21 protein-coding genes and 2 tRNA genes are annotated in these 25,966 nt (G+C 63.4%); 9 read left to right on the top strand and 14 right to left on the bottom strand.

Annotation, left to right across the window (positions count from 1 at the left end; translation table 11 throughout):
- Window positions 1-5: 5 nt before the first annotated feature.
- The 3 genes from purC to dapA all read right to left on the bottom strand — a co-directional run bounded on the left by purC (window position 6) and on the right by dapA (window position 2,715).
- Window positions 6-725 (bottom strand): phosphoribosylaminoimidazolesuccinocarboxamide synthase, encoded by a 720-nt coding sequence (gene purC, locus HW452_RS00535; protein ID WP_224104153.1) that lies wholly within the window; start codon window positions 723-725, stop codon window positions 6-8.
- A 30-nt stretch (window positions 726-755) separates the two neighbouring features.
- Window positions 756-1,739 carry an outer membrane protein assembly factor BamC gene (bamC, locus tag HW452_RS00530; protein ID WP_224104152.1) on the bottom strand — a complete coding sequence of 328 codons (984 nt, stop codon included), beginning with the start codon at window positions 1,737-1,739 and terminating at the stop codon, window positions 756-758.
- A 91-nt stretch (window positions 1,740-1,830) separates the two neighbouring features.
- Window positions 1,831-2,715 (bottom strand): 4-hydroxy-tetrahydrodipicolinate synthase, encoded by an 885-nt coding sequence (dapA, locus tag HW452_RS00525; RefSeq protein WP_224104151.1) that lies wholly within the window; start codon window positions 2,713-2,715, stop codon window positions 1,831-1,833.
- Between the two features lie 248 nt (window positions 2,716-2,963).
- Here dapA and HW452_RS00520 point away from each other — a divergent pair, with 248 nt between their 5' ends.
- Window positions 2,964-3,440 carry a peroxiredoxin gene (locus HW452_RS00520; RefSeq protein WP_224104150.1) on the top strand — a complete coding sequence of 159 codons (477 nt, stop codon included), beginning with the start codon at window positions 2,964-2,966 and terminating at the stop codon, window positions 3,438-3,440.
- A gap of 93 nt (window positions 3,441-3,533) precedes the next feature.
- Here the strand turns inward: HW452_RS00520 and HW452_RS00515 are convergent, their stop codons facing one another.
- Both HW452_RS00515 and HW452_RS00510 read right to left on the bottom strand, forming a co-directional pair.
- Complete coding sequence (locus tag HW452_RS00515) at window positions 3,534-4,631, bottom strand: AI-2E family transporter (RefSeq protein ID WP_224104149.1); 1,098 nt, start codon at window positions 4,629-4,631, stop codon at window positions 3,534-3,536.
- Entirely contained in the window at window positions 4,628-4,891 is a 264-nt protein-coding gene (locus HW452_RS00510) for a sulfurtransferase TusA family protein (RefSeq protein ID WP_224104148.1), read from the bottom strand. The genes HW452_RS00515 and HW452_RS00510 overlap by 4 nt, the downstream gene beginning before the upstream one ends.
- A gap of 154 nt (window positions 4,892-5,045) precedes the next feature.
- Between HW452_RS00510 and HW452_RS00505 the strand changes: the two genes are divergently transcribed.
- Complete coding sequence (locus HW452_RS00505; protein ID WP_224104147.1) at window positions 5,046-6,506, top strand: M48 family metalloprotease; 1,461 nt, start codon at window positions 5,046-5,048, stop codon at window positions 6,504-6,506.
- A 67-nt stretch (window positions 6,507-6,573) separates the two neighbouring features.
- On the opposite strand, the gene nadA is transcribed toward HW452_RS00505, so the two are convergent.
- The 8 genes from nadA to purL form a co-directional block, all read right to left on the bottom strand.
- Window positions 6,574-7,605: a quinolinate synthase NadA gene (gene nadA / locus HW452_RS00500; protein ID WP_224104146.1), complete on the bottom strand. Its 1,032-nt coding sequence runs from the start codon at window positions 7,603-7,605 to the stop codon at window positions 6,574-6,576.
- Between the two features lie 263 nt (window positions 7,606-7,868).
- Window positions 7,869-7,944 (bottom strand) — tRNA-Lys (locus HW452_RS00495).
- Window positions 7,945-8,008: 64 nt separating this feature from the next.
- A tRNA-Lys gene (locus HW452_RS00490) sits at window positions 8,009-8,084 on the bottom strand.
- 90 nt (window positions 8,085-8,174) lie between these two features.
- Window positions 8,175-9,047 carry a 23S rRNA pseudouridine(2605) synthase RluB gene (gene rluB / locus HW452_RS00485; protein WP_224104145.1) on the bottom strand — a complete coding sequence of 291 codons (873 nt, stop codon included), beginning with the start codon at window positions 9,045-9,047 and terminating at the stop codon, window positions 8,175-8,177.
- Window positions 9,031-9,852, bottom strand: a complete 822-nt coding sequence (gene scpB / locus HW452_RS00480; protein WP_224104144.1) for an SMC-Scp complex subunit ScpB — start codon at window positions 9,850-9,852, stop codon at window positions 9,031-9,033. The genes rluB and scpB overlap by 17 nt, the downstream gene beginning before the upstream one ends.
- Window positions 9,849-10,772: a segregation and condensation protein A gene (locus HW452_RS00475; protein ID WP_425348075.1), complete on the bottom strand. Its 924-nt coding sequence runs from the start codon at window positions 10,770-10,772 to the stop codon at window positions 9,849-9,851. Before HW452_RS00475 ends, scpB begins: the two co-directional genes overlap by 4 nt.
- A gap of 71 nt (window positions 10,773-10,843) precedes the next feature.
- Complete coding sequence (locus HW452_RS00470) at window positions 10,844-12,604, bottom strand: DEAD/DEAH box helicase (protein WP_224104143.1); 1,761 nt, start codon at window positions 12,602-12,604, stop codon at window positions 10,844-10,846.
- 120 nt (window positions 12,605-12,724) lie between these two features.
- Window positions 12,725-16,660 carry a phosphoribosylformylglycinamidine synthase gene (gene purL / locus HW452_RS00465; RefSeq protein ID WP_224104142.1) on the bottom strand — a complete coding sequence of 1,312 codons (3,936 nt, stop codon included), beginning with the start codon at window positions 16,658-16,660 and terminating at the stop codon, window positions 12,725-12,727.
- A gap of 180 nt (window positions 16,661-16,840) precedes the next feature.
- Here purL and mltF point away from each other — a divergent pair, with 180 nt between their 5' ends.
- The 7 genes from mltF (at window position 16,841) to crtB (ending at window position 25,458) form a co-directional block, all read left to right on the top strand.
- Window positions 16,841-18,307 carry a membrane-bound lytic murein transglycosylase MltF gene (gene mltF / locus HW452_RS00460; protein ID WP_224104141.1) on the top strand — a complete coding sequence of 489 codons (1,467 nt, stop codon included), beginning with the start codon at window positions 16,841-16,843 and terminating at the stop codon, window positions 18,305-18,307.
- 285 nt (window positions 18,308-18,592) lie between these two features.
- Window positions 18,593-19,501, top strand: coding sequence for a polyprenyl synthetase family protein (locus tag HW452_RS00455; RefSeq protein WP_224104140.1), 909 nt, complete (start codon window positions 18,593-18,595; stop codon window positions 19,499-19,501).
- 67 nt (window positions 19,502-19,568) lie between these two features.
- Window positions 19,569-20,612, top strand: coding sequence for a type 2 isopentenyl-diphosphate Delta-isomerase (fni, locus tag HW452_RS00450; RefSeq protein WP_224104139.1), 1,044 nt, complete (start codon window positions 19,569-19,571; stop codon window positions 20,610-20,612).
- Entirely contained in the window at window positions 20,609-21,886 is a 1,278-nt protein-coding gene (locus HW452_RS00445; protein ID WP_224104138.1) for a glycosyltransferase, read from the top strand. Before fni ends, HW452_RS00445 begins: the two co-directional genes overlap by 4 nt.
- Window positions 21,883-23,061, top strand: a complete 1,179-nt coding sequence (gene crtY / locus HW452_RS00440) for a lycopene beta-cyclase CrtY (RefSeq protein WP_224104137.1) — start codon at window positions 21,883-21,885, stop codon at window positions 23,059-23,061. Before HW452_RS00445 ends, crtY begins: the two co-directional genes overlap by 4 nt.
- A complete protein-coding gene (locus HW452_RS00435; RefSeq protein WP_224104136.1) occupies window positions 23,051-24,535 on the top strand; it encodes a phytoene desaturase in 1,485 nt (494 codons plus the stop codon). The genes crtY and HW452_RS00435 overlap by 11 nt, the downstream gene beginning before the upstream one ends.
- Window positions 24,532-25,458: a 15-cis-phytoene synthase CrtB gene (crtB, locus tag HW452_RS00430; protein WP_224104135.1), complete on the top strand. Its 927-nt coding sequence runs from the start codon at window positions 24,532-24,534 to the stop codon at window positions 25,456-25,458. Before HW452_RS00435 ends, crtB begins: the two co-directional genes overlap by 4 nt.
- On the opposite strand, the gene HW452_RS00425 is transcribed toward crtB, so the two are convergent.
- The gene (locus HW452_RS00425; RefSeq protein ID WP_224104134.1) at window positions 25,397-25,924 is read right to left on the bottom strand and encodes a sterol desaturase family protein; all 528 of its coding nucleotides are present in this window, start codon (window positions 25,922-25,924) and stop codon (window positions 25,397-25,399) included. The two genes, crtB and HW452_RS00425, sit on opposite strands and share 62 nt — an antisense overlap.
- Between the last annotated feature and the right edge of the window lie 42 nt (window positions 25,925-25,966).

Below are 25,966 nucleotides of genomic sequence, written 5' to 3'. Positions count from 1 at the left end.
GATGTCTACGCCGTCGGGAAGGTAATCCCCAGGCGCCGCCCCACTTCCTCATAGGCTTCGATCACGCCACCCAGGCCCTGGCGGAAGCGGTCCTTGTCGAGCTTTTCGCGGGTGTTGGCGTCCCACAGCCGACAGCCGTCGGGTGAGAACTCGTCACCCAGCACGACTTCGCCCTTGAACACGCCGAACTCCAGCTTGTAGTCCACCAGCAGCATGTCGCCCTCAGCGAAGAGCTGCTTGAGCACGTGATTGACCTTGAAGGTCAGCTTTTTCATCTGCGCAAGCTGCTCCGGGGTCGCCCAGCCGAAGGTTTCCGCCAGCGACTCGTTGATCATCGGGTCGCCCTTGTCGTCGTTCTTCAAGAACAGCTCGAAGGTGGGCGGGGTCAGCGCGATTCCCTCTTCAACACCCAGACGTTTTACCAGCCCGCCTGCGGCAATGTTGCGCACCACGCACTCGACCGGAATCATCTGCATCTTCTTCACCAGGCTTTCCGTGGGGGAAAGCTGCTTTTCAAAGTGCGTGGGAATCCCGGCTTCCTGCAGACGCTCCATGATGAACGCGTTGAAGATGTTGTTTACCATCCCTTTACGGGCAAGAGCTTCTTTCTTCTTGCCATCGAACGCGCTGGTGTCATCACGAAAATGCAGCACCAGCAGGTCCGGATCATCGGTGGTATATACAGATTTTGCCTTGCCGGCATAGAGTTCTTGGCGCTTTTCCATGAGGGCTCCGAAAGGGATCAAGTCAACAGGTTAACGTAAATAGCTGGAAACACGTTCGAGCAGCTCGCGCTGGTCCTCGGCGGTGAACGCCCGATCGCTGGCATTGACGGCACGCAGGACGGTCTGGTTGCCATCCGGCTGCAGCACCAGGCGTATCTCTTGTGACATCTGGCGCACGTCCCGACTGAACACAATCTGCAGCGGGTTGCGGCCGCGTTCGGTTTCCGTCATGTAATCAATCAGGAACTCATAATTGTCAGCGTCGGCGCCCAGCAGGTTGCGCTGCCCTTCCTGAGTAAAATCCAGCGCCAGGTAATGATTGAGTTCGGCCCATACGCGGTCCACCGGCTGGGGGATCACCGCTTCCCAGTCATCGCCCTGCTCGCGAAGCTGCAGCGTCTGCTGGGTATTCAGGCGCTGTGCGTTCCAGGAGGAGGTCGCACTCTGCGAGGCGCTGCGAGCGCTCAGGTACTCTTCCAGGGCATCCAGGCAGTTGGTGATCGTCTGGCCATTGCGTTCACAGCGCACTTCGCTGTTGCCCGAGCGCATGGCGCTTTGCAGGCGCAGGTCGGCCTGGGAGGTCACGATGACACCCCGGGACACATCGCTTTGCTGTACGCCCAGCTGGCGGCTTTGCGCAAAGGCTTCAAGCTGGGGCCAGACCGAACCGGTATCGGCAGCCACCACCAGCCAGCTTTGATTACCGACCTGACGGCGCTCAACGTACTCGGCTTCCAGGCCACTGCCAATGGCCAGCGACTGCGGCGGGCGCACGTCCGCGGCTTCCTTGATACGGGCGCCCTGGACCGCTGCCTGGGGTACGGGCAACGCATCCTGGTAACGCTGGGCATTGCGGGTTTCGGGTAGTACCAGAGGCGGTGCCGGAGCGGCCTTGGTGTAGTCCAGGTTGCGGTCGTGGTAGTAACCATCACGCGCACACCCGGCCAAAGCGACAGCCGTTACGAGGGCCAGCGGTATCCATTTAAGCGCACGTTTTTCAAGCACAGAGCTCATCAAGCCACCTTAAGTCAACAGAGCCGCTGCCCGAATCGCCTCGAGGCGCGTCAGGCAGCAAGAGTATCTCGCTGGGTGCGATAAAAGAGCATTACTCCTCGATCACGCCCGCCAGTTGCATCGCTTCACTCACCGTGGCGTGGTACTTCTCGGATAGCCACGTCAGCGGCAGGCGAATCCCTGCGTCCATGTATCCCATGCGGTTAAGCGCCCACTTTACCGGAATCGGGTTCGACTCGATGCCGAGGTTGGTGTGCAGCGGCATCAGGCGGGTATTGATCTGGTGGGCTTTATCCGCATCGCCCGCCACGGCCGCCGCGCACAGCTCATGCATTGCCTTGGGTGCGACGTTGGCGGTCACCGAGATATCGCCGTGCCCGCCCATCAGCATGAAGTCGCAGGCGGTTGCATCATCACCGGAGTAGAGCATGAAATCGCTGCCTTTGAGCCGAGAGATTAGATCCTCTGCCCGCTCAAGGTTCCCGGTGGCATCTTTCAGGCCAATGATATTGTCCACGCTTGCCAGCCGCACCACGGTCTCGTTATAGAGATCAGAGCAGGTACGCCCCGGCACGTTGTACATGATGACCGGCAGCTTGCTGCCCTCGGCCACGGCCTTGAAGTGCTGGTACAGGCCTTCCTGGGTCGGCTTGTTGTAGTAAGGGCACACCGACAGGCAGTAGTCGGCGCCTACTTCGCTGGCGTAGCGGGCAAGCTCCACGGCTTCGGAGGTGGCGTTGGCGCCGGTACCGGCAATCACCGGAATGCGCCCGTTGACTTCCTCGACCACGCTTCGGATGACGTCAAAGTGCTCGGCAAACGACATGGTGGTCGGCTCGCCGGTGGTGCCCGCAGCCACGATACCGTCGGTGCCGTTTTCAAGGTGGAAATTCACCAGACGACGAAGCGCCTCCCAGTCGATGTCGCCATTGACTTTCATCGGCGTCGCCAGGGCGACGATGCTGCCTGTGATCATCCGTTTATTCCTCACCTGCAAAATGTGAAATCAAGCCCGGGGCAAGGCATCGAACAAGACGCCGGATGGCGACCTGGAGTCTCAGCGCTATCACTTTCGAGCTTACAGGGGGTAAATGGTACTCAGGCGATTCAAGCCTGTACAGCGCAAACCGCAGCGAGTTTACGCCGTGCGCCTCATCGTGCTTTGACATGCTGCCTCAGGTTGCGTGTAATCACCCAAGCCCCTGCCCACCAAAAGGAGTCTGCATGAGCATTGAAATAGGCAAGCCCGTTCCCGATTTTTCCGCCACCGCCACAGGTGATACTACCGTGACGCTGGCAGCACTGCGCGGCAAGCAGGTCGTCATCTACTTCTATCCAAAGGCCAGCACGCCGGGATGCACCACCGAAGGCGGCGATTTCCGCGATCGCAAGGCTGCTTTCGACGACGCCAACACCGTGATACTGGGTGTTTCAAGGGATGGTCTGCGCGCTCAGGAAAACTTCAAGACCAAGCAGGATTTCAACTTTGAGCTGATTTCCGACAAGGATGAAACGCTCTGCGCGCTGTTTGACGTGATCAAGCTGAAAAAGATGTACGGCAAGGAGCACCTGGGGATCGAGCGCAGCACTTTCTTGATCGACGCCGAGGGACGGCTTGCCAAGGAGTGGCGCGGCGTCAAGGTGCCGGGTCATGCCGAGGAAGTACTGGCCGCGGCGCAGGCGCTCGACGCCGGCCGATAAGCCAGACGCCCGCCCGGTATCACCGAGCGGGCGTCCTTTCCGCTACCCTTGGCAAGCGTCCGGGTAGGTCGTATCCGTTAGCTGGCCGTCACGTCAGGAATCCACGCGCACGATGCCGCTGGCCGCTTCCTTTTCGTGAATGCCTCGCGGCCAGGCGTAGATCAGCGCCTTCAGCAGCGTCGCCAACGGAATGGCGAAAAATACGCCCCAGAAGCCCCAGATACCGCCAAAGAAGAGCACCGCCACGATGATGGAAACCGGGTGGATGTTGTTGGTCTCGGAAAACAGCACCGGCGAAAGCACGTTGCCATCCAGCGCCTGGATGACGGCGTAGGCCACCAGGACATAAAAGAACTGATCGCTCAAGCCGAAATAGAAACCCGCCACCGCTGCCACGGGCAGGGTCGCCACTGCCGCCCCGATGAAGGGCACCAGCACGGAAAACCCGACCAGCACGGCCAGAAGCGCCGTATAGGGCAGCCCGAAGAAGGTGAAGGTAAAGAACGCAACGCTTCCCACGATCATGATCTCGATGAACTTGCCGCGGATATAGTTGGCGATCTGGCAATCCATCTCCTGCCAGATACGGGTCAGCAGGCTACGCTTTTGCGGCAGCAGCGACAGGGTAAAGCCGACCAGCACCTCACGGTCCTTGAGCATGAAAAAGACCAGAATGGGCACCAGCACCAGATAAATGATCAGCGACATCACATTGCCAAGCGAGGCAAGCGAAAGTGTCAGGGCACGCTGGCCCAACTGACTGATCTCGCGGCTTGCCACGCCGATCCAGCTCTGCATCTGGTCCGGCGTGATCAGGTTAGGGTAGCGCGCCTGCAGGTCATCCAGCCACGCCTGGCCACTGGCAAACATCCGGGGGGTTTCCTGCACAAGCCCTACCAGCTGATTCCAGATCAAGGGCATCAGGATGAACGCCAGGGTGAGCAGCGCGCTGACAAAGGCCAGAAAGACGCTGATGACCGCTAGAAGATGCGGCACGCCGCGCCGGGTCAGCGTGCTGACCACGCCCTGCAGCAAGAAGGCCAGTATCAGCGCGGTAAAGAACGGCGCCAGCATGCGGCCAAACCAGATGATGGCGGCAAACCCGGCCACCAGTATCAGCAGGAGCACCAGCGCTTCTTCGTCGGAGAAGTAGCGCTCGACCCAGCTTTTCAGAATCGTCCGCATGGTCATGGACGCCCATCCCCCGCCTTGCGTATCCAGAAAATGTACGTCTCGCCTTCTTGTGTCCGCGCTTCCATGGTGTGGCCGCTTTGCTCGGTAAAAGCGGCCATGTCGCGCCACGAGCCCGTATCCGAGGCGCGCACCTCCAACAGCTGCCCGGCGGCCAGCCCGGCAAGCGCCTGTTTGGCCTTGAGCAGGGGCAGCGGACAGTGCAGCCCGCTTGCATCAAGTACCTGGTCGGGCTGAAGGCCTGTCGATGATTCAGCCATACGTACTCCCAAAAATGCCTGCATGAACACCGCATTGTTGCATAAACTATTTACTTTGCGATGCTCAATGCGTATTTGATTTAACGGCACGTCACTGCACCCATTCAATGTCCCAGGTCGACCGCTGCGCCTTACCCTTATCAATGAGGATGCCATGCCGCACTTACGGAACGCTTACTCCCGCGGGCTCAAAGCACTTGTCGTTGCCTTGAGCCTTGGCGCCCTGAGCCCAGCCAGCCACGCACTCAACGACTACCACCTGCCCGCGCTTGGCGGCGCGGCCTCCTCGGCGACCAGCGAGGAGGCCCGGCTAGGGCGTGCCTGGCTGCGCCAGTTTCGCGCGCAAGCCCCGCAGTGGCAGGACCCGATCGTCAGCGATTACCTGGATACCCTGGTGGCCCGGCTGATGCCCTACAGCCAGATGGGCAACCTGCAGCCCATTACCGTGATGGTGGATAACCGCTCGCTCAACGCCTTTGCCGTGCCGGGCGGGGTGATTGGCATCAATTCCGGACTGTTCGCCTTTGCCGAGGATGAAGGGGCATTCGTCTCGGTCATCGCCCACGAGCTTGGTCACCTGTCGCAGCGCCACTACGCGCGCGGCAGCGCCAGAGCCGAGCAGACACAGCTACCCGCCATGGCGGCCATGCTGGCCGGCATGCTGGTGGCCGCCAGCGGCGGCGGTGACGCCGGCCTTGCTGCCGCCATGGGCTCCCAGGCGGCGCTGATTCAAGACCAGCTCACCTATTCACGCCGCTTCGAGCAGGAGGCCGACCGTGTTGGCCTGCAGGCCATGGCCAATGCCGGCTACGATCCACAGGCCATGGTGCGCATGTTCGCCGCCATGCAGCGCATGGCCCGCCTGCAGGGCGGTACACCACCGGAGTTCCTGCTGACCCACCCGGTATCCGACAGCCGCCTGAGCGATGCCCAGGCTCGCGCCTCGCAGTTGAGCATTGCCGACACGCACACCAGCGACACGCTCTACGACATGATGCGCGCCCGCGCCCTGCTGAGCATTTACCGCAACTCGCCCCAGCAGGCGGCTTCGCGACTTGCCCAGGAGGGAGCAGAAGAGCCTGCCCGGCGCTACCTCGATGCACTGATTGCCGCCCGTAACGGCCAGAGCGACCGCGCACTGCAGATGATCGACCAGTTGGCCACCGAGCTGCCAGACTACGGCATGCTGCCCGCCACCGGGGCAAGCCTTGCCCTGGAGGCCCAGCGCTACGACGACGCCATCAGCCGCAGCCAGCGGCTGCTGCGTTTCATGCCAGGCTACCTGCCCGCTCAGCTAGTGCTGGCAGAAGCCCAGCTGCAGCGCGACCCGAACGCGGCCTACTCGCTCTTGAACGATATAACCGCGCGCCACCCGGAGAATCCGCAAGGCTTCAACCTGCTGGCGGAGGCGGCCGGACGCAGCGGACACGATAGCTGGGGGCACCTGGCCCGTGCCGAGTACCTGCAGTTGACCGGACGCGTCGATCAAGGCATACGCCAGCTCTCCCTGGCCCGCGATACCGCCGAGCGTGAAAACGACACGCAGGCGCTGGCGCGTATCGAGCAGCGTCGTGAGGCGTTTATCGAGTACCGCAAGGCGCTGGACGACTTCTAGGCATCTCAACGCAACGCGCCCGGCGCAGGGCCGGGCGCTGTGAAGCAGGGCTTGGCTGCGCGCGGTACTAGCGCCGGGCGTTGAAACTCAGCATCCGCTCCAGGGGCATCAGGGCACGCAGACGAAGCGCCTCGTCCACCACAATCTCGCCGCTGCCCTGGCGCAGGGCGTCCGCCAGGTTATCCAGCGCGTTCATGGCCATCCACGGGCAGTGGGCGCAGCTACGGCAGGTGGCGCCATTACCGGCGGTAGGCGCCTCGAACAGCGCCTTGCCCGGCACCGCCTGCTGCATCTTGAAGAAAATCCCCCGGTCCGTGGCCACGATCAGCTTGTCATTGGGCAGCGTCTTTGCGGCGCTGATCAGCTGCGAGGTCGAGCCGGCCACATCCGCCATGCGCACCACGGGCTCCGGCGACTCCGGATGCACCAGCACCGCAGCGTCAGGGTAAAGGCGCTTGAGGTCTGCAATCCCCTTGGCCTTGAACTCTTCATGGACGATACAGGCCCCTTCCCACAGCAGCATGTCCGCGCCGGTCTTTTTCTGGATATAGCCACCCAGGTGCTTGTCCGGCGCCCAGAGAATCTTTTCTCCCCGGGCCTGCAGGTGCTCGATCACCTCGACGGCAATGGAGGAAGTCACTACCCAGTCAGCCCGCGCCTTGACCGCGGCCGAGGTGTTGGCGTAAACCACCACCGTGCGATCCGGGTGAGCATCACAGAAGGCATTGAAGGCCGCCTCGGGACAGCCGAGGTCCAGCGAGCAGGTGGCCTCGAGGGTTGGCATGAGCACCCGCTTTTCCGGAGACAGGATCTTGGCCGTCTCGCCCATGAAACGCACGCCCGCCACGACTAGCGTGGTCGCCTCATGACGTGCGCCGAAGCGGGCCATTTCCAGGGAGTCGGCCACACAGCCACCGGTCTCTTCGGCCAGCTGCTGAATGGCATCGTCGGTATAGTAGTGCGCAACCAGTACCGCATTGTTGGCCTGAAGCAGTGCCTTTATCTCGGCCACGCGCGCCTGGTCTTCTGCAGGGATACGGGTAGGGCAATAAGGGCTTTGTTGCGGAGCATCAAGCTCTGCCGTAGTCATCATAGTCATCGTGTCTACCACTGTGACGAACAGGGAATCCCCCTGTTGAACACCGTCGCGGCAGTGTCATCCACAGCTGCCGCCCGCCATTGCACCAGGCCTTTGCGTCTTTCGCGGCGGCCGGGCGCAGATCCGCCTTTGCACCATGTTTCAAGCGCGAAAAGCGTGGGCTATTGTGGTGGCAAGCCACAGCGCTTCGCAAGTGGCAGCGAAGGCAGAAGCCGCACACGGCAAAACGCCCCTGGCAGCGAGGCTACCAGGGGCGTTGAATTTGGTGGGTCGTGTAGGATTCGAACCTACGACCAATTGATTAAAAGTCAACTGCTCTACCAACTGAGCTAACGACCCAAATTCATGCTTTGATGACGTTCTATCACAGCGCCGCTCAAGACCGGGCCGTATTTCGTTCAAGTGGTGGGTCGTGTAGGATTCGAACCTACGACCAATTGATTAAAAGTCAACTGCTCTACCAACTGAGCTAACGACCCCCTCGAACGGATGCATATAGTACAGATACGACTTATGGATGGCAAGGGCTTTTTTAGCTTTCTCTCAACGCCCTGCTTTCGTCAGGCCGCTCAGCGACGGTTCTGCCTGGGCTTGCGCATCGCCTGCACCGGACGGCGCTTGTTCTTGTCACGGCTCCAGCGGTTCTTCTCGTCGGGCGTGAGCTCAGGTACCTTGCGGGTTTCCAGGTTGGCAAGCGTGGCCAGGTCATCGACTTCGTCCTGGGTCAGCTCGACCCACTCGCCTGCCTTGGCGCGCTTGTCCAGGAAGATATTGCCGTAGCGCACCCGCTTCAGGCGGCTGACGGTAAGCTCCTGGGATTCCCACAGGCGACGCACTTCGCGGTTGCGGCCCTCCAGGATCACGACGTGGAACCAGGTGTTGATGCCTTCGCCGCCGAACTCCTGAACGTCGGTAAAACGCGCCGGGCCGTCTTCGAGCATGACGCCATCCACCATGGCGACGATATGCTCACGCTTGACCTCTCCCATCACACGCACCGCGTACTCCCGCTCCACCTGGGTCGAGGGATGCATCAGGCGGTTGGCGAGTTCGCCATCGGTGGTGAACAGCAGCAGGCCGCTGGTATTGATATCCAGACGGCCAATGGCGATCCAGCGCTCGCCTTTCAAGCGCGGCAGGCGCTCGAACACCGTGCGACGGCCTTCCGGGTCCTTGCGCGTGCACAGTTCGCCTTCGGGCTTGTTGTACATGATCACCCGGCGCGGCGCTTCGTTTTCCGGGCGCAGCGTCACGGGCCGGTCATCAAAATTGACCTTGTCACGCATATCGACGCGGTCGCCCAGCTTGGCGACCTGGCCATTGACCTTCACCCGGCCGTCGGCAATGGCAGTTTCCATCTCGCGCCGTGAACCAAGCCCGGCTCGCGCCAGCACCTTTTGCAGTTTTTCGTTGGCGGGGGGCGTGTTAGTGCTCTGAGTCATGATCGTCTGACCTCGTATCATTGGTCTGCGTGCGGGCGCTTTCATCATCGGTGCGCTGCGCACGTGCCGCGAGCCGTGCTTCCAGATCGGCAAAGCTCAGCGGCTGGGTTAACGCCGTCTCGGCGTGGTCGTCGGCTGTCTCAGCCGTCTCGGGTGGCGCATCCTGCACGCTTTCCGGCGCCTCGTCCAGTCTTTCCTGCCCGTCTTGCTCATCAGCTGAAGCGCTGGCCAGCGGCAGGTCTTCCTGGGTATCTTGTGTATCAGCGTCGTCGCTCTCGCCCCACTTGGCAAGCTCGTGCATGGGGGGCAAGGCATCCAGCGTCTTGAGCCCGAAGTCGTCCAGAAAGCTGCGCGTGGTGGCATAGACCGACGGTCGTCCGGGTACGTCGCGGTGCCCGACCACGCGAATCCAGCCGCGCTCCATCAGGGTGCGCATGATCGAACTGCTCACGCTGACGCCGCGCACCTCCTCGATGTCTCCACGGGTAACCGGCTGACGATAAGCGACCAGCGCCAGCGTTTCCAGCAGCGCCCGGGAGTAGCGCTGGGGGCGCTCGTCCCACAGCCGCGACACCCAATGCGACAGCCGTGGGCGAATGCGCAGCTGAAACCCTGAAGCAGTCTCGACCAGCTCCAGCGCTCCCTCCTTGTGGCGCGCCGAAAGCCTGGCCAGCGCCTCGCGAAGCTCCCGCCGGGCGGGGCGCTCCTGTTCCAGAAACAGCGTTTCAAGGCGCTCCAGCGCCAGCGGTTCGCCGGCGGCCAGAAGCGCCGCTTCCATAATGTCGTCTAGGGTCGTGTCTCTCATGGCGACTTCTCATCGGGCTCGAAGGCCGGCTCGTCAAACGCCGACGCCTCGAACACATCCTCTTCTGCATCGACCTCGGTACCGCTGCGCGCGCGTACATGAATCGGCGACAGCGGCGCATTCTGGACGATCTCGATCATCGACTCCTTGGCCAGCTCCAGTATCGCCATGAAGGTGACCACCACGCCCGCCCGTCCCTCTTCCAGCACAAACAGGGCCTCGAAGGGGGTGTAGTGCTCCTGGGTCAGCTGCTCCATGATCCTGAGCATGCGCTCACGGGTCGAGAGCACCTCCCGGCTGATCTGGTGCGCCTGAATGAGCTCGGCGCGCCTGAGAACGGAAGACAGCGCGCCGAGCAGTTCATCGAGCTCCACGTCCGGATGAATCACCCGCGCCTCGATCGGCGGCAGGCCGGCCTGCACGCTGAACCAGTCGCGGCCCATGCGCGGCAGCGTATCCAGGGTTTCGGCCGCGGCCTTCAGGCGCTCGTACTCCTGAAGTCTTCGAATCAGTTCGGCACGCGGGTCCTCTTCCTCCTCGCCTTCTGCCTTGGGCGGCCTTGGCAGCAGCGTGCGCGACTTGATCTCCGCCAGCATGGCCGCCATCAGGAGATACTCGCCGGCAAGTTCGATCTCCATGGCCTTCATCAGCTCCACGTACTCGATGTACTGGTGAGTGATGGCGGCCACGTTGATGGTCAGGATATCCAGGTTCTGCCGGCGGATCAGATAGAGCAGCAGGTCCAGCGGGCCTTCGAAGGTTTCCAGAAACACGCGCAGCGCTTCTGGCGGAATGTACAGATCCTCCGGCAACTGGGTGATCGGCTCGTCGAACAACCGCCCAAGCGCTTCCTGCACCGGCGCTGATGCGGTGTCAGGGGGTAAATCTGTCTCAGCCGGGGCGCCTTGTGTCTCGCTCACGCGGTAGCTATCTCCTGGTCAATGGGCTGGCGGGCAGTGTAGCAAAACCGGCAGAGGCAAGCGCTGGCGCCTCAGCCGGCCTCGTCGGCCTTGCGGTAGCGGCCATGGTAATCGAAAAGCTTGTCGCGAATCTGAAAATGCCGCCCCACCTTGCGCCCGACCACGAAATCCGGTGCGCGCAGGCGCCGCTCGTCGGCGATGACCTCCTCCGGCGTCTGCGGCTGCCAGGGCGTGCCCGGCGCGCGCAGGTGGCGGCGCAGAAAGGCGGCATAAAACGCCCGGCGCTGGGCAGGGGTTTCCAGGGCAAACCACTCGGCGAGCGTCGCGCCGTCCTCATCGTGATAGGTCACCTTCAGCCGCGGCAGCCCGCGCCCGTTGCGGGTCGCCTCGAGCTGCATACCGCTGACCCGCAGCACCCGCGCGTCCTTGAGTTTCAGGGCGTCCTTGAGCTTGTCGTCGGCATCCACCAGCAGCTGTTCGCAGCCGTGACATCGCCGGGCGGCGATATCGTTCTCCGCGCCACAGTGGTCGCACACCTTGAAGCGAAAGCGAAAATCGCACTGAACGCGGCGGCCGTCGTCATCCTCCACCAGCCCTTGGCAGCGGCGGCCAAAGTGTTCGATGACCAGCTCGCCGTCGCGCTTGCCCCAGAACAGGTTGGCGTGGCCACAGGCCGGGCACGGCACCTGAACCGGCTCGTTGTCACCGGGCGGCTTCGGCTCGCCTACTTCCGGCGCGTAGAGATCCCAGGGGTTGCCGGCGTAATCCAGAATCAGGCACTCCTGCTTGCCCGGCGAGAGGCGCAGGCCCCGCCCGGCAATCTGCTGATAGAGGCTCACCGACTCCGTGGGGCGCAGCATGGCAATCAAATCCACGTGCGGCGCATCGAAGCCCGTGGTCAGCACCGAGACGTTGACCAGATACTTGAGCGTGCGCGCCTTGAAGGCATCGATCAGCGCGGTGCGCTCCACCGACGGCGTAGCCCCGGTAATCAGCGCCGCCTCCCCCGCCGGCAAGTAGCCCATGATCTCTTCGGCATGGGCCACGGTGGCGGCAAAGATCATCACTCCCTGGCGATCAGCGGCCCGCTCGATGATCTGGCGGATGATCATGGGCGTGGCGCGGTTGCCGGCCACGACCCGGTTCAGCTCGGCTTCACGGTAATGGCCGCTCTCGGCAGGCGCCAGCAACGAGAAATCATAGCCTTCAATGGCCATGTCCAGGCGTTTTGGCTCGGCCAGATAGCCCTGCTTGACCATCAGCCGCAAAGGCTGCTCGAACACGCAGTCGCGAAAGAAGCTCTCCTCGCCCCCGCGCACCATGCCGTGGTAGTGGCGGTAGTAGATGAACCCTTGCCCCAGCCGATAGGGCGTGGCGGTCAGGCCCAGCACCTTGAGATGTTCATTCTGAGCCCGCAGGTGATCGATGACCTGGCGATAGCTGGCATCCTTGTCCAGGGAGACCCGGTGGCACTCGTCGATCACCAGCAGCGTGAAGCCTGCATCGTTGAAGGCGTCCAGGTTGCGCACCACCGACTGCACCGAGCCGAACACCACCTGACGCGACGCCTCCTTGCGCTTGAGCCCGGCGCTGAAGATGTCCGCCTCGAGCCCATAGGCCTGGTACTTGGCGTGATTCTGCTCGACCAGTTCGCGCACGTGAGCAAGCACCAGCACACGCCCACGGGCAAGGCGGGCAAGCTCGGCGATGACCAGCGACTTGCCGCTGCCGGTGGGCAGCACCACCACGGCAGGCTCGCTGGAGCCGCGAAAGTGCTCCACGACGCGTTTCACGGCATCCGTCTGGTAAGGCCGCAAGGCAGGTGACGACATGATGCTCCTTCGGCAAAAATGATTGAACCAGGCGCCCATGGGCCCGGTAGTCCTGCGCTAAGCGATGACGGCGGCCCCAAGGCCGCCGTCATGCGTTGCTGTTGTGTTACCAGGCGGCGCTTAGCCTACCCATACCCGCGCGTTGCGGAACATGCGCAGCCAGGCGCCGTCTTGTGTCCACTCTGCCGGGCGCCAGGAGTTGGTGACCGCACGGGTCACGCGCTCCGGGTGAGGCATCATGATGGTCACGCGGCCATCCGGCGTGGTCAGGCCGGTAATGCCTGATGGCGAACCATTGGGGTTGGCCGGGTAGCGGGTAGTGACCTGGCCATAGTTGTCGATATAGCGCAGGGCGATCTGGTTGCTGGACTGCATGCGGCGCAGATGCGCGCTGTCGCGGAACTCGGCACGCCCTTCTCCGTGGGCCACGGCAATGGGCAGTTGGGAGCCCTCCATACCCGCCAGCAGGATCGAAGGTGTCTTCTCGACCCGCAGCATGGCGACCCGTGCCTCGAACTGCTCGGATTCGTTGCGCACGAAGCCAGGCCACTCCTCGGCACCGGGAATCAGCGACTTGAGCTGGGAGAGCATCTGGCAGCCGTTGCACACGCCCAGCGAGAAGCTGTCCTCGCGGCTGAAGAACGCCGCAAACTGCTCGCGCGCGCGCTCGTTGAACAGCACCGACTTCGCCCAGCCGCCGCCAGCGCCCAGTACGTCGCCATAGGAGAAGCCGCCACAGGCGACCAGCCCCTTGAATTCATCCAGGCTGACGCGGCCTTCAAGGAGGTCGCTCATGTGCACATCCACCGCGTCAAAACCGGCCTTGTCGAAGGCCCAGCCCATCTCGACCTGACCATTGACGCCCTGCTCGCGCAGTATCGCCATGGCGGGCTTGGCCAGGTTGACGAACGGCGCGCTGATGTCCTCGTTGACATCGAACGTCGGCGTGGCCGAAAGGCCCGGGTCGCGTGCATCGAGCAGGTTGTCGAACTCGTTCTTGGCACACTCGGGGTTGTCGCGCAGCGCCTGAAGGCGGTAGCTGGTCTCCGACCAGGTACGCTGGGTCAGCTGGCGGGTAGTTTCCAGCAGCGGCTCTTCGAACAGGGTGACGCGTACCTGATCGTCGTAGCGCGGTCGGGCGATGACGCCGCAGGTCTCGATGCCCGCCACGGCAAATTGGGTCAGTACTTCTTCGGTGTGCTGGCGGTTGACCTGAATCACTGCGCCCAGCTCTTCGGAGAACAGCGCGTTGAGCGCTTCCACCGGCTCGTCGATCATCCAGTCGAGCTTGATCTCGAGCCCGGCGTGGGCGGCAAAGGCCATCTCCAGCAGGGTCACCAGCAGGCCGCCATCGCTGCGGTCATGATAGGCCAGCAGCTTGCCATCACGGTTGAGCCCCTGGATTACCTCGAAAAACGCCTTCAGGTCTTCCGGGTCATCCAGGTCCGGGCAGTTGTCGCCCACCTGACCGTAGACCTGGGCAAGCGCCGAGCCACCCAGACGGTTTCGGCCGTTGCCCAGGTCGATCAGGATCAGATCCGACTCATCCTGCTCCATGTTGATCTGGGGCGTCAGCGTGGCCAGCGCATCGACCACCGGGGCGAACCCGGTAATCACCGCCGCCAGCGGCGAGGTGACGCTTTTCGCCTCCAGCTCGCCCTGCTCGTTCTCATCCTGCCAGGCGGTGCGCATGGACATCGAGTCCTTGCCCACCGGCACGGCAATGCCAAGCGCCGGGCAAAGCTCCATGCCCACCGCATGTACCGCGTCATACAGCGCTTGATTCTCGCCGGGATGATCCGCCGCGCTCATCCAGTTGGCCGAGAGCTTGATATCGGAGAGCTTGGCAATCGGGGCCGCCGCCAGGTTGGTGATTGCCTCGGCCACCGCCAGGCGGGCACTGGCGGCCGGGTCGATCAAGGCCACCGGCGGGCGTTCGCCCATTGCCATGGCTTCACCGGCATGGGTGTCGTAACTGGCGGTGGTCACTGCCACATCCGCTACCGGCACCTGCCAGGGGCCGACCATCTGGTCGCGGGCAACCTGCCCGGTAATCGAGCGATCGCCAATGGTGATCAGGAAGCTCTTGGAGGCCACGGCAGGCAGGCGCAGTACGCGGTCAAGCGCCTCGCGCAGATCCAGGTTATCCAGCATCACGCCGGAAAGCTCGGGCGTGCGACGCTCGAAACTGCGCTGCATCTTCGGCGGCTTGCCGAACAGCACGCTCATGGGCAGATCGATCGGCTTGGTATTGAAGTGACCATCGCGCACTTCCAGGTGGTGATCCGCCTGGGCCTCGCCGACGACCGCATAAGGGCAGCGCTCGCGCTTGCACAGCGCATCGAAGGTCGCCAGGTCTTCCGGCGCCACCGCCAGCACGTAACGCTCCTGGGCTTCGTTGCACCAGATTTCGAGCGGGCTCATGCCGGGTTCGGCGTTGGGCACGGCGCGCAGGTCGAAAAGCCCGCCGCGGTTGCCGTCCTTCACCAGCTCCGGCAGCGCGTTGGAAAGCCCGCCTGCGCCTACATCGTGGATAAAGCGGATCGGGTTCTTGTCCCCCAGCGACCAGCAGCGGTCGATGACTTCCTGGGCGCGGCGCTCGATCTCCGGGTTCTCGCGCTGAACCGAGGCAAAATCCAGATCGGCGCTGGAAGTACCCGAGGACATGCTGGATGCCGCCCCGCCGCCCAGGCCAATCAGCATGGCCGGGCCACCCATCACGATCAGCTTGCCGCCGACGGGGATATCGCCCTTCTGCACGTGCTGGGCGCGAATGTTGCCATACCCGCCGGCAATCATGATTGGCTTGTGGAAGCCGCGCCGCTCGATACCGCCCTCGTTGAGCGCCTCCTGCTCGTAGGTACGGAAGTAGCCGGTCAGGTTGGGCCGGCCGAACTCGTTGTTGAATGCCGCCCCGCCGATCGGGCCTTCCAGCATGATGGAAAGCGCCGACTGCATGCGCTCGGGCTTGCCGTAATCGAACGCTTCCCAGGGCTGCACGAACTCTGGAATGCGCAGGTTGGAAACGGTGAAACCGGCAAGCCCCGCCTTGGGCTTGCCGCCGATGCCGGTGGCGCCCTCGTCGCGGATCTCGCCGCCGGAGCCGGTGGCTGCCCCCGGGAAAGGCGCAATCGCCGTCGGATGGTTGTGGGTCTCCACCTTCATCAGGATATGGATGGGCTCCTGATGCGCGCCGTAAAGCGCGCGCTCGTCTTCGGCACCGGTCAAGGGCGTGGCGAAGAAACGCCCGGCCTGGCTGCCCTTGATGACCGCTGCGTTATCGCTGTAGGCGGAGAGCACGTTATCCGGCGACGTGGCAAAGGTGTTCTTGATCATCTTGAACAGCGACTGGGCCTGGGGCTCGCCGTCGATCACCCAGTCGGCGTTGAAGATCTTGTGCCGGCAGTGCTCGGAGTTCGCCTGGGCGAACATCATCAGCTCGATATCGGTCGGGTTGCGGTTCAGTTCGTTGAAGGCATCGACCAGATAGTCGACCTCATCGTCGGCAAGAGCCAGGCCCAGCTCGCGGTTGGCTACCACCAGCGCTTCGCGGCCACTGCCCAGAATATCCACGCTGCCCAGCGGCGCCGGGTCGTGGCGGGCGAAAAGCCGCGCCGCATCAGCGGTGTCTTCCAGCACGGTTTCGGTCATGCGGTCGTGCAGCAGCGCCGCCACGGCCGCCAGGCGCTCACTGTCAGGCGCACTGCTGAAGGCGACCCGGTAATCCACGCCCCGCTCGATGCGGCGGACACCGTCAAGCCCGCAGTTGTGGGCAATGTCGGTCGCCTTGGAGGACCAGGGGGACTGCGTTCCTAGGCGCGGCACGACCAGAAAGCGCCGGCCATCGTCCAGCTCGGCATCCTGGAGCGCGGTGCCGTAGTCCAGCAGTTGGGCCAGGCGCTCGCGGGAGGCATCACTGAGCTCTTCACGGTGATCAATGAAATGAACATAGTGGGCAGACAGCGCCTCCACCTCGGGGACACGTTCACGCAGCACCGTTAACAGCCGTGTATGACGGAAGGCAGAAAGGGCGGGCGCGCCTCGCAGTTCGAGCATATCCTGAAGCCTCTAGAGCAGGGAGAATTCGAGCAGGGTAATAGAGGCCGCCAGGCGGCCCCCTTCATGACACTGGTTGGCACCATGATACTGGAAAGCGGCGGCCACACGAAATCAACAAGGTGACAGCCTGCCCTCGGCTGGGTATCGTGGCAGCTTGTTTCAAGCTGACAAGACCCCATGCCGACGCTGATTCACCGCCATCTCCCGCCCCGCTCGCGCCTCTATTTTGCGTTACTAATCATTGTTTTACTGATTCTTGTGCCGACGTTTCCCAAGCTCTTGCCAGGGGAGCATCTAGCGCAGATCAAGGCACGTGATTTCATTACCGCCCATACCCGCAATACGCCCACGACCTACTACGAAGGACGCCAGGGGCCGACCGGTTTCGAGTATGAGCTGATGCACCTGTTTGCCGAGCATCTGGGCGTCAGCCTGAACCTGAACGCCAAGCACCATCCTGAGAGCGTGCTTTCGGCGGTGCGTGAGCGGGGCGATTTTGGTGCCGCGGCCCTGCCGCTCAAGCCCGCCACTCCCGGAATACATTACACCCGCCCGATCATTCAGATGCAGCCGCTGGTGGTCTATCGCCGCGGCCTTTACGGTATACAGGAGCCAGCCGACCTGGTCGGGCTCGAGCTTGGCACCCTGAGCGACGCAGGCACCAGCGAAGCGCTGCGCGAGCTCCAGCAGGAGTACCCCGCCTTGAGCTGGAAGGAGTCCCCGGCACTTGAAATTGCCGAGCTGCTTGCCCAGGTAGAGAGCGGAGCGCTCGACGCGGCGGTAATCTTTGATCACCAGTTCAGGCTCAACCGCCTGTTCTTCCCCGAGGTCGAGCGCGGCTTTCTGGTGGGTGACCCGCTCTCCATGGTATGGGCCGTGCCCAGCGGGCGTGGACTGGGGCTGCTGGAGGAAGCCAATCGGTTCTTGCAGGATCTGGATGAAAGCGGCACGCTCAATCACCTGGTCAACCGCTACTTTGGCCACGATGACTATCTGGAGTATGTGGGTACACGCACCTTTCTTGCCCATCTGGACGCCCGCCTGCCGCCGCTCGTCGAGCTTTTCCAGCAGGCCGCCAGCGATACCGGGTTTGACTGGAAGCTGCTGGCCGCCGTGGGTTATCAGGAGTCGCACTGGGATGAAGAAGCCGTCTCGCCGACCGGCGTGCGCGGATTGATGATGTTGACCCACCCGACCGCCGACGAAATGGGCGTCAACAACCGGCGCGACGCAGCGCAGAGTATCGATGGTGGCGCGCGCTACCTGCGCAGCCTCAAGGACCGACTGCCGGAAAGCATCACCGGAAATGATCGCCTGTACATGGCCATGGCGGCTTACAACATAGGGCTTGGGCATCTTTACGATGCACGCAAGATCACCGAAACCCGTGGCGGCGACCCGAACCTGTGGCGCGACGTGCGCGAGTCCCTGCCGCTCTTGCAGCATCAGGCCTGGTACGGCCAGACCCGCCACGGCTACGCGCGCGGCGGAGAGCCGGTCATCTACGTGCGCAATATTCGCCGCTACTACGAAATGATCGAGTACGTGGAGCGTAGTCGTCAGCAGTTTTTCCACCTCGAGCGTTCGGGCAGCGACAGCCCTTCGCTGCTGCCGTTCGAACTTGTCCCACCGAGAAACCCGTGATTTAAAGCCGCCCCCGCACCATGCACATACCTGGGCACATCGGACGTTCTTGCATGAAAAATAATTACCTAAATCCGGGAATTAAAGAAAATTCAGCGCATATGGATTACGCTTTTCTAATCGCTGAACACATGCGCTGACGATAACAAGCTCGTTGCGTTGACAAGACGTCAGCCGCCAGTACGGTAAAGTGACAGGCAGGATGGGGGTACGTGGGTCTGCCGCCACCAGCTCTACCGTATCTGATAGACAGATTGCCATAACGGGAAACCAGGGACTGCTTCAATGAACGCCAGCGTCGATACCCTTGCAAGCCATGAAACCGCGTTGCAGACGCTACGCGATACACTCCAGGCCCGCCTTTCACAACTGCTGCCAGAAGGTAGCGAGCGAGACCTGGTGAGCGCGGCCATGCGCGCAGGCACCCTGGCGCCGGGCAAGCGCATTCGGCCCCTGCTGCTGCTGCTGGTAGCACAGGACCTGGGCGGCTCGGCCGAACAGCCCGGACTTGTAGACCTTGCCTGCGCGGTGGAAATGGTCCATGCCGCTTCGCTGATTCTGGACGACATTCCATGCATGGACGACGCAGCGCTGCGCCGTGGCCAGCCGACGATTCATCGCCAGTTTGGTGAAAGCGTGGCAATTCTTGCCGCCGTGGCGCTGCTCAGCCGCGCGTTTGGCGTCGTGGCCGAGGCCCAGGGCCTGACGGACAGCTGCAAAACCCAGGCATCCGCAGAGCTTTCCCGCGCGTCGGGTCTTGAAGGGCTGGTACAGGGCCAGTTTCGTGATCTCAGCGAAGGCGCCCATGCCCGCAGTGCTGACGCCATTCTCTCGACCAACACGCTGAAGACCGCCACGCTGTTCGAGGCCACGCTGCAGATGGCCGCCCTGGCAGCAGGTGCGCCTCACGAGGTGCGCCACCCCCTGCGTCGATTTGCCGAGGACCTGGGGCAGGCCTTTCAGCTGCTGGATGATCTCTCCGATGGCTGCTGCAGCACCGGCAAGGACATGCACCAGGACAGCGGCAAATCGACCCTGGTGGCCATTTTCGGTCCAGAGGACGTACACCGGCGCCTGCAGACGCATCTGGTTCGCGCCGACGAGTATTTGACGCGCGCCTGTGGCCAGCAGGCCGTTACCCGAGGCTTTGTACGCGCCTGGTTCGACAGGCAGCTGGCCATGCTCGGCGGATGACACAAGGCCTGCCAGGCGTACCTTGCCCGTTTTTCGGGATTTTCATACCAGGTTCAAGGGAGTGGACATGCAGGAGTCAGAGCTGACCCAGCGCAAGAACGATCATCTGGATATCGTGCTCAATCCGGCGCTGGCCGTGCAGAAGACCCGTACCGGGTTCGAACGCTGGCGCTTTGAGCACTGTGCGCTGCCCGAACTCGATCTGGACAGTATCGACCTGGGCACATCGCTTTTCGGGCGAGCCATGCAGGCGCCGCTGCTGATCAGCTCCATGACCGGTGGCGCCAGCCGCGCCAATGACATCAACCGTTTTCTGGCCGAGGCGGCGCAGACACTGGGCCTGGCCATGGGCGTCGGCTCCCAGCGGGTAGCCCTTGAAAGCGACGCCAACTGGGGGCTGACCCGCGAGCTGCGCCTCCTCGCCCCGGATATCCCGCTGCTGGCCAACCTGGGCGCGGCCCAGTTGACCGGCCAGCGCAGCATCGACTACGCCAGGCGAGCGGTGGACATGATCGAGGCAGATGCCCTGATCATTCACCTGAACCCCTTGCAGGAAGCCCTGCAGACCGGCGGTGATCGCGACTGGCGCGGCATTCTTGCCGCCATCGAGCGCATCACGGCCTCACTCGGCGCCCCGGTGGTGGTCAAGGAGGTCGGCGCCGGGCTCTCTTGTGCGGTTGCCCGCCAGCTTCAGGAAGCAGGAGTGGCCATGCTGGATATCGCCGGTGCTGGCGGCACCAGCTGGGCCGCCGTCGAAGGCGAGCGCGCCAGCACACCGCAAAAGCGTGCCGTTGCCATGGCGTTTTCCAACTGGGGCATCCCCAGCGCCCAGGCGCTGTGCGAGGTACGCCAGGCACTGCCCACGATGCCGCTGATCGCCTCCGGCGGTATCAACGACGGTATCGATGCGGCCAAGGCGCTGTGCCTGGGCGCTGATCTGGTGGGCCAGGCCGCGGCGGCCCTGCACAGCGCTACCACCTCGCTTGACGCCGTCATCGACCACTTCCGGATCGTGATCGAACAGCTCAGGGTCACCTGTTTCTGCACCCAAAGCGCTGATTTGACGGCGCTCAGGCATGCCGTGCTGCGGCGTATCGAGGATGGTGCATGAGCCACTATGCGGTAGTCGCCCCACCGCTTTACAGCCACGTCAAGGCGCTTCAGGCTCTGGCGGTCCAACTGATCGAGCGCGGCCACCGGGTCACCTTCGTGCAGCAGTTCGAGGCGCGCAGCCTTCTCGACGACCCGCGCATCGGCTTTTATCCGCTGGGCGAAACGCGCCTTGCCCCGGGCAGCCTGGCCCGAACCCTGGCGCTTGCCGCTCACCCATCGGGCCTTGGCCTTTTCCGGTTGATCGACGACCTGGCCGCCACGACCGACATGCTCTGCGCTGAGCTGCCTGCCGCTCTCGAGGCGCTCAAGATCGATGGGCTGATCGTCGATCAGATGGAGGCCGCCGGCGGGCTGGTAGCCGATGCGCTCGACCTGCCCTATGTATCCATCGCCTGCGCCCTGCCGGTCAATCGCGAACCGGGCCTGCCGCTGCCGGTCATGCCCTTTGGCTACTCGACCAGCGCCCGCGCTCGCCACCGTTATGATGCCAGCGAGAAAATCTACGACTGGCTGATGCGCCGCCACGCCCGGGTGATCGAGCATCATGCCCGACGCCTGGGGCTTGCGCCGCGCCGTTCGCTGCACGAGTGCCTGTCGACGCTTGCCCAGATCAGCCAGACCCCAGCTTCACTGGACTTTCCGCGCTCGGCGCTGCCCGCCTGCTTTCATGCGGTAGGACCACTGCGCAATGAACGCTCAAGCCATTGCCCCAAAGCGCCGGGCGTGATGCCGCCAAAACCGTTCGTGTTTGCTTCGCTCGGTACGCTGCAGGGGCACCGCTACCCGCTGTTTTGCAAGATCGCCAAGGCCTGCCAGCGCCTGGAAATGCCGCTGTTGATTGCTCACTGCGGCGGGCTGGACGCTGCTCAGGCGGCCCGGCTAGAGCGCCACGGCACCACCTGGGTGACCGATTTCGCCGACCAGCCTGTCGTACTTGCCAAAGCCCGCGCCGTGATTACCCATGGCGGCCTGAATACCGTGGTCGATGCCATCCACAGCGCCACTCCCATGCTGGCTGTGCCGCTGGCGTTCGACCAGCCCGGCGTCGCCGCCCGCATCGAGCATCACGGCATCGGGCAGCGCGTCTCGCGGTTTGCCCGAAGCACCACATTTGCCAAGCACCTGAGCGGTCTGCTCAATGACGATATCTATCGACTGCGCCTGCGCACCATGCACCCGACGCTCGCCCAGGCCGGCGGGGCGGCCAGGGCAGCGCGGATTGCCGAAAAAGCGCTCGGCGAGCGTCGTCCCGTTCTGGCGGAGGCCGCATGAACGATACCCGGTGGGATCTCATTTTAGTCGGTGCCGGCCTTGCCAACGGCCTGATAGCCTGGCGCCTGCATCAGTGCCAGCCCGAGCTCAAGGTGCTGCTGCTTGAGGCCGGCGCCACGCCCGGCGGCAACCATACCTGGTCGTTTCATGAAGGGGACCTGAGCGCCGGCCAGCACGCCTGGCTCAGCCCACTGGTGGCCCACCGCTGGCCGGATTACGACGTCTTCTTTCCTGCGCTTGCCCGCACCGTGGCCGGCGGCTACGCAAGCGTCACCTCCGAGCGCTTTGCCGAGCTCATCCGCCAGGCGCTTGGCGAGCGTCTTGTCACGAATGCGCCGGTCACTACGCTTACGCCCACCTCGGTTACCCTGGAGGATGGCCGCACTTTCAACGCAGCAGCGGTGATCGACGGGCGTGGCTACCAGCCAAGCCCGCACCTGACGATCGGGCTCCAGGCGTTTCTCGGCCAGCAGTGGCAGCTCGAGCGCCCCCACGGGCTGAGCCGCCCGCGGCTGATGGACGCCACCGTGGATCAGCAGGGCGGCTACCGGTTCGTCTATACCCTGCCACTGACGCCCACGACGCTTTTAATCGAAGACACCCACTACATCGACCGGGCCACGCTCGACCACGACCGGGCACGGCAAAATATCGCCCACTACGCCAAGGCGCAGGGCTGGGTAGTGAAAGCCCTCCAGCGCGAAGAGCAGGGCAATCTGCCGATCACCCTGACCGGCAATCACAGCGCCTTCTGGCAGGCGGCCAAGGGCCTGCCCCAGAGCGGCCTGCGCGGCGGGCTGTTTCATCCGACCACCGGCTATTCGCTGCCGCTGGCCGTAACGCTTGCAGACAGGATCGCTGAACAGACCCGCTTGACGCCGGAGTCGCTGTATCGCCTTATTCACGCTTATGCCCGGCAGTGCTGGCGGCAGCAGCGTTTTTTTCGCATGCTCAACCGCATGCTGTTTCTGGCCGGCCCCGACGACAAGCGCTGGCAGGTCATGCAGCGCTTTTACGGCCTGAACGATGGCCTGATAGCACGCTTTTATGCCGGCCGGCTGACGCTTGCCGACCAGGCGCGAATACTGACGGGCAAGCCGCCGGTACCGGTAGGCGAGGCCTTACAGGCGGTTCTCAAACAAACACCTCGGCTGCGAGCCTTTCATGATGAGTAAAGCAATCGTAATCGGGTCAGGCTTTGGCGGCCTGGCCCTGGCCATTCGTCTTCAGGCGGCGGGCATTCCCACCCTGATTCTCGAGCAGCGCGACAAGCCTGGCGGGCGCGCCTACGTCTATCAGGACCAGGGATTCACCTTCGATGCTGGCCCCACGGTGATCACCGACCCGAGCGCCATCGAGGAGCTTTTCACCCTCGCCGGCAAACGCCTTGACGACTACGTCGAGCTGATGCCGGTCACGCCCTTCTACCGGCTGTGCTGGGAGTCCGGCAAGGTCTTCGATTACGACAACGACCAGGCGCACCTGGAGGAGCAGATCGGCCAGTTCAACCCGGCGGATGTAGAAGGTTATCGGCGCTTTCTAGACTACTCCCAGGCGGTGTTCAAGGAGGGCTATCTGAAGCTTGGCACCGTGCCGTTTCTGTCGTTTCGCGACATGGTGCGCGCCGGGCCGCAACTGGCGCGCCTGCAGGCCTGGCGCAGCGTCTACAGCATGGTCGCCAAGTTCGTCGAGGATGACCATCTGCGCCAGGCGTTCTCGTTTCATTCGCTGCTGGTCGGGGGCAATCCGTTTGCCACCTCCTCCATCTACACGCTGATTCACGCGCTCGAGCGCGAATGGGGCGTCTGGTTTCCGCGCGGCGGCACCGGCGCGCTGGTGCAGGGCATGGTCAAACTCTTCAAGGACCTGGGCGGCGAGATCGAATTCAATGCCGAAGTCACGCAGCTAGAGGCCGAGGGCAACACCCTGAAGGCGGTAAAGCTGGCCGATGGCCGGCGCATCGACGCCAGCGCCGTGGCCTCCAACGCCGATGTGGTGCACACCTACGAAAAGCTGCTCGGCCATCATCCGGTAGGCGCCAAGCGCAGCACCTCGCTCAAGCGCAAGCGTATGAGCAACTCACTGTTCGTACTCTATTTTGGCCTCGACCACCACCATGAGCAGCTGGCCCACCATACCGTCTGTTTCGGGCCGCGCTACAAGGAACTGATTGACGATATCTTCAACAGCGACGCCCTGGCCGAGGATTTCTCGCTCTACCTGCATGCGCCCTGCGTCACCGACCCCTCATTGGCACCCCCCGGCTGCGGCAGCTACTACGTGCTAGCCCCCGTGCCGCACCTGGGCACTGCTGATCTTGACTGGGAAGTGGAAGGTCCGCGACTGCGCGAGCGCATCTTCGACTACCTGGAGGCGCACTACATGCCCGGGCTGCGCGATCAGCTGGTAACCCACCGGATGTTCACGCCGTTTGATTTTCGCGACCAGCTGGGCGCACACCAGGGCTCGGCGTTTTCCATCGAACCCATCCTGACCCAGAGCGCCTGGTTCCGCCCGCATAACCGCGACAGCCGCATTGCCAACCTTTATCTCGTGGGCGCCGGCACGCACCCAGGCGCGGGTGTCCCGGGCGTGATCGGCTCGGCCAAGGCCACCGCCGGGTTGATGGTGGAGCAGCTGAGCCCATGAACCAGCCACTTCTTGACCACGCCACTCGCACCATGGCCGTTGGCTCCAAGAGCTTCGATACCGCGGCCAAGTTGTTCGATGCCGAGACCCGGCGCAGCGCGCTGATGCTCTACGCCTGGTGCCGCCACTGCGACGACGTGATCGACGACCAGGCACTGGGCTTCACTACCGGTGCCGCCAGCACTACCGACGCGCAGACGCGTCTGGCAGGCCTTGAAGCACAGACCCGCCAGGCCTATGCGGGCGAGCCCATGCAGGTACCCGCCTTTGCCGCGTTTCAGGAAGTCGCCTTCAAGCACGCTATTGCCCCCCGGCGGGCGTTCGAGCATCTGGAAGGCTTTGCCATGGATGTACGCGAGGAGCACTACGCCACCTTCGAGGATACGCTGCGCTACTGCTATCACGTGGCGGGCGTGGTGGGATTGATGATGGCGCAGGTGATGGGCGTGCGCGATGAGCACGTGCTGGATCGCGCCTGCGATCTGGGCCTGGCGTTTCAGCTCACCAATATCGCCCGGGATATCGTCGAGGACGCCCACACCGGGCGCTGCTACCTGCCGGCAAGCTGGCTTGCACAAGAGGGGCTGACGGTCGAGACGCTGAGTGACCCTGCTCTTCGCCCTCGGGTTGCGCGGCTTGCCGGGCGCCTGGTCAACGAGGCCGAGCCCTACTACGCCTCCGCAAAGGCCGGGCTTGCCGGACTGCCGCTACGTTCGGCCTGGGCGATTGCCACCGCCCACGGGGTCTACCGCAGGATTGGTCTGAAGGTGCAGCGGGCCGGGGCGCACGCCTGGGACAAACGCCAGAGTACCAGCCGCTCGGAAAAGCTGGCGCTGCTGGCCAAGGCGAGCGCGCTTACGCTCAGTTCTCGCGTCGCGACGCCTGAGCCGCGTCCGTCGGGGCTTTGGCAGCGCCCGGCGTAGTTGACTGGCGGCGCTTGAGCGTCGCCTCGAGCTTTTCCACCGGCGGGGAGTAGAGAAAGCCAAACGATACGCAGTCCTCGCGGCTCTTCACTGCATGGTGCAGCCGATGAGCCTTGTAGAGGCGCTTGAGGTAGCCGCGCCGGGGAATATAGCGAAACGGCCAGCGCTTGTGCACCAGCCCGTCGTGTACGATGAAATAGATTGCGCCATAAGCGGTCATGCCCGCGCCGATCCACTGCAGCGGCCATACACCCGCCGTGCCGAGGGCGATCAGGCCAATGGCGAAAATCGCAAACACCACGGCATACAGATCGTTGCGTTCGAACCATCCGGTACGCGGTCGATGGTGCGAGCGGTGCCAGCCCCACCCCCAGCCGTGCATGATGTACTTGTGAGCCAGCGTTGCAAACACTTCCATGCCGGCCACCGTCAGCAGAACGATCAAGATATTCCACACTGCGAGCATATAGTCTCCACGCCACGTCGAGTGACCGCCTGAAACCCAGGC

Origin of the sequence: Vreelandella aquamarina, from assembly GCF_020075495.1 — a bacterium.
Classification (GTDB): domain Bacteria; phylum Pseudomonadota; class Gammaproteobacteria; order Pseudomonadales; family Halomonadaceae; genus Vreelandella; species Vreelandella aquamarina_A.
This window is presented reverse-complemented; position numbering and strand designations above follow the sequence as displayed.